We start from the raw sequence: 3,015 nt of genomic DNA, 5'->3' as shown, positions 1-3,015 counted from the left end.
CGCCTACCCCGACATCCCCAGCACCGCCGCCTGCGACCACACCGCCGCCTGGTGCCGCGACCAGGCCGCCCGCACACGCACCCGCATCATGTACGCCCTGGCAGAGAACCAGGCCGACCCGACCCTCCTGGTCGGCAGCCCCCTCTCCCGGATCCCCGACCTGGAACGCTTCGACCGCAAGGAAATGACCGACCTCGGCCGCCTCCAGGCGACCGCCCTGAACAAGAACCTGAAAGACCCCACGGCCTTCACCCCCCGGTTCCTCACCGAAATGATCCGCACCCTCCAGGCGAACACCAACGACGAGGGCTACCTCAACGCCTTCTTCAACGGCGTGACCCCCGGCTCCATAGGCACGCTCGCCCACCGCCTCCACCAACAACACGGCGGCCGCCTCACCCCCGAAGACAAAAAGCTCGTCGGCGAGATAGCCACAGCCCTGGCAGCCCTGTCCCGCAAAAAGAACAGCCACACCGCCGTAACCAACGCCCTGGGCCCCACAGGCGCCGACATGCCCAGCCAGGCCCTCCTGGTAAAACTAAGCGCCCCCAACGTCAAATGGAGCAGCGCCATCCTGGCCGACCTGGCCAAAGCCGCCCTCCGCTGGCGCCAGAAATACCCCTCCTACACCATCACCGCCTCTTCCGGGATCCTGAGCGGTGAATCCCATTCCTCAGTGACGAACCAGCCGAACGGCCGCTGGTGGGACGCCTGGGGCCTCAACAAGTCGTTCGGCCGCGACCCCGACATCAAGACGCTGAACGAATACGACCCGGCCCTCAACGCCCTTGGCCGCATCTCCCAACAGAAGGACCTCACTGCGGCCCGAGCCGTGGCCTCCGCGGAACTAGAGTCCGAGTTCACCATCAAGGACGCGGACAAGGCCAAACCTTTGACCTGGCTCTCCCGCGGCAACGGCGGAACCTACGCGTCCCTCCTGGTCGCCCCGGACTGGCCCGACGGCGGCACCACCGCCGGCTCGGTCATCGCACTGGCGACCACTCCCGAGAAGGGCCACGAGGAAGAGGCCGCCACGAACGCCGCCGAACTCATGAAATCCGTCGCCTGGTGGAACGAGAAGGGCCGCGCCAAGGCCCACAAGCTCCTCGACGCTGGCCGCATCGCCGACTACAACCCCCTGGCCTCCGACAGCCGCGGCCCCAGTTGGTTCGCTCACACCGGCGAGGAGTACTTCGCCGAGTTCGACACTGGTCTGCGGTCCGGCCTCCTGAAGATGACCCGCATGTACATTCCCGCGATCGCGGACGCGAACAAGACCAGCAGCGGCACCGGCCTTCCCAACACGGACGAGGCGACCGGGGGCGTCTACATTCAGATGGGCGGCGCGGAAATGCAGCAGTTCCTTCGCACCTTTGCCCTGGACGACCGGGCCTGGACTCAACTGGCCGTCGACACCCAAGCCTACCGGCAGAAACTCCTCGCATGGGGCCTACGGCACAACAACCTCAATGATGCCATCGTCAGGTCCGGTTATCTGGAGGGCACTCTCATCGCCGGATACAACGCGGAACGCAAGGAGCACGAGCAACTCGTCAACAAACAATACGAGGAGGCGCAGAAGCATCTGGCACTACTTCGCGATATCGGCGGTAGCATTGCTGGAAGCACGCCGGCGGGCAGCATTCCAGGAGCCACGGATGCCTACACCATGGGCACCGATCTCGCCCTTGAGAAGGTCAAATACAAGGATTTCAACAAGAACCTCGAACGGATCGACAGCAAGTACGCCACCTATTCCGATCAGCTCTATGTTGACCTGGCAGTCGCACTCCATATGGTCAAGGGGACCCACACCGGCAACCCCACCATGGACGACAACCTTCTCCTAGCACAGATAACGGGATATAAGAACCCGGCGCTCATTCAGGCGGTAATGGAACACAATTTTGCACCCCCGGGAGAGCGCATAGTGCAGAACGGGCGTTTCATCGTGTCCCAGATGCAGGCCAACGTCAACCAGAACAAGCCGCCTCAATAACTCTACTTACCCGACACGGGTGCACCAGAGAGGCGATTGGGAAGCCGCAGACGGTAGACGCGACCACAGGCTCCATCGTGCATCACGTAACTGCCATCAGGCATCTTTGCGATACCACCTGGGTTCGCCGAGGCGATGACGGCCATGGAACCATCGAATTCACCACAGGCCCGCCGGCCCCCGAACGACAGTATTTCAATACTTCCGTTTGGCCTGACGAGGGCAGGTCTCGGACTGGGCTCAAGCGCGGATGTTCCTCCCAGCAGGAGGACGGATCCGTTATCGAGCGGCAAAACTGCGGACCAACTGGGAAGACTTCCGGATGGCGCCCGGAATCTCACCCCTTGCGTGCGGCCGTCGCCAGCGACGCGCAGGAGGCCGCCAGCGGCAAGAACGACTATCCCGCCTTTTCCATCGGTCACGACATCGCTCGGCCGCAGTTCCTTATCCTGGCTCACGTCACGGAGGGCATCCTCATAGCCCTCCGGCTCCCACTCCTTTAGCCGGTTCGGTCCTACGGCTTCGAAGAGGCTGCCGGCGCGCGACACTATTATTGGAACGCCGTCAGACCTGATCACGAACCTGGAGTCGCTCCAATATTTACTCAGCCCTTTCAGATCCTTCGACGGCAAGGGGTCGCCCGACGGGGCGAGTACTTTTACCATGTTCCCGTTCTCATCATTTATGAGATCGGTTTCCTTCAAGGTCGGCAACGTCGTTCGCGAAAGCCACGGACCCCTGCTCGACGACATGATCCAAAGATCATCCGAAAAGATGGCGACCTGATCCCCCCAGTTCTTGACTCGGAGTATGGTCACCCGTCCGTCTCGCTCGATGCGTTGCACGCGGGGGTCGTCGTTGCCGAGAGCCCGGAAGTACACCAGCCCGTTGGCTGGATCGACGGCCAACCCACCGTCGGACATCGCGCTGGCCTTCACCGCGTATTCGCCGTCACGGGCGGTGCGGTAGTTCTCTGGCTCGCCCGCGATGACGACTACTTGGCCGGGGCGGGTGGG

2 protein-coding genes are annotated in these 3,015 nt (G+C 62.9%); one reads left to right on the top strand and one right to left on the bottom strand.

Annotated elements, in window-relative coordinates; all coding sequences use genetic code 11:
* Positions 1-1,999 (top strand): hypothetical protein (locus E1298_RS49065; protein ID WP_165975979.1); only part of this gene is annotated, 1,999 nt, incomplete at its 5' end.
* Positions 2,000-2,001: 2 nt separating this feature from the next.
* Here E1298_RS49065 and E1298_RS49060 read toward each other — a convergent pair.
* Positions 2,002-3,015, bottom strand: a 1,014-nt coding sequence (locus tag E1298_RS49060; protein WP_165975978.1) for a hypothetical protein, incomplete at its 5' end; no start/stop codon positions are given.

Origin of the sequence: Actinomadura rubrisoli, assembly GCF_004349215.1 — a bacterium.
In the GTDB taxonomy this organism is placed as follows: domain Bacteria; phylum Actinomycetota; class Actinomycetes; order Streptosporangiales; family Streptosporangiaceae; genus Spirillospora; species Spirillospora rubrisoli.
The sequence above is the reverse complement of the archived record's forward strand: the minus strand, read 5'-3'. Positions and strand labels throughout refer to the sequence as shown.